Annotated in this window: 1 protein-coding gene; it reads left to right on the top strand. The window is 71.7% G+C overall.

Going from position 1 to position 1,355, the window contains the following annotated elements; translation table 11 throughout:
* Positions 1–267: 267 nt before the first annotated feature.
* Entirely contained in the window at positions 268–1,038 is a 771-nt protein-coding gene (locus GWI24_RS44450) for a DUF6227 family protein (RefSeq protein WP_210951675.1), read from the top strand.
* Positions 1,039–1,355: the final 317 nt, after the last annotated feature.

Below are 1,355 nucleotides of genomic sequence, written 5' to 3'. Positions count from 1 at the left end.
GACGATGGCGGTGTGGTGACGGGGCAGTGGAGCGCCGATGGCCACGTGGCGACCGGCCGGGTCGGCCTGCCCCCGGCCCCCGGACTTGTTCGACCGGTCGGACGAGTGATACATCCAGGCTCTACGACGCAGGAGTGAGTGAGGCACAGTCACACCGACAGCTTCGCCGAACCGCAGCGCGGCGCGTGTTCACGCCGCTACGCTAAGTGCGCGAAGAGGTCGCCCGGGGGGCGCGGCGAATCAACGCCGGGAGGCGGGAGGAGAGACATGGGGCACTCACGAGGGGAAGGGACCCCGGCTGAGCTGATGGACGGGCTGCTCGCCCGTGCGCAGAACGGCTTCGAGATCGGCGAGGCGGTGCTGGCCCAGGCGCGGAGCGCCCTGATGCACCAGTCCGAGCTGCGGTCCTGCCGACAGTGCAATGAGCGGTGCGGCCAGCTCGGGTACAGCACCTACCGGCATGTCTTCCTGCTCCCCGACGGCAGCAGCCTGCTGCTGTGGGAACTGGAGCACAACACGGGCGAGGGCGGCCGCCCGCTGTACGAGCTCTACGCGGACGAGGACGCCCTGACGCTGGCCGAGCGCCGCGTCCATGAGCGGCTCGGCGGCGCCCGCTGGGAGGAGCTCGACGGGTTACCGCTGTGGCTCCCGGACCAGCTGCTGCACACGGCCGAGCCGGTGGAGAGCTCCCGTGCGTATGTGGCCGACAATTCGGCCGACCACGCCCGTCGCGTCCTGCGCCGCGCGGAGAACCCCGACCGCCCGGGCGAGAAGACCGAGCGGCTGCTGGCCACCGCGTTCGCCCATGACATCGCCCTCGCGCCCAAGCCCCGGCGCCGCTCCGGCGGTCCCGACGCGACCTGGTGCCGCTTCTATGAGCACGCCTTCCTGCTCGTAGGAGGGGACGAGGTCGTGCTGTGGGAGCTGGAGCACAATCTGACCCGGGACGGCCGGCTGGTGTGCGAGGTGTACCTCGACGAGGTCTCGGCGGAGCTGGCGGCGGACCGCCACGCCCGTGCACTGGGCGTCGACCTCTGACGTATGGGGGACCGCTGACGTATGGGGGACCGCTGACGTACGCGGGACCGCTGACGTACGCGGCATCTGACGCTTCCGTAGCCCGTCCGTAGCTCGCCGGTCGGGGTCCTGACGCACCCACACCTCCGCATGCGTGGGGTCGGCGAGACGCTCCCGTACGGCGCTCAGCACGCATCCCCACCCGCCCAGCACCCGCTTGGCCGACACCGGCTCGCCTGGCGGCCCGTCAGCCGGAAGCCTGGTGACGACGGTGCCGCCGTGACGACGGTGACGCCGTGACGCCGTGACGGCGGCGGGACGCGGACCAGGGAAGCGAG

The organism is Streptomyces sp. MK37H, assembly GCF_018035285.1.
Taxonomy (GTDB): Bacteria; Actinomycetota; Actinomycetes; order Streptomycetales; family Streptomycetaceae; genus Streptomyces; species Streptomyces endocoffeicus.
The sequence above is the reverse complement of the archived record's forward strand: the minus strand, read 5'-3'. Positions and strand labels throughout refer to the sequence as shown.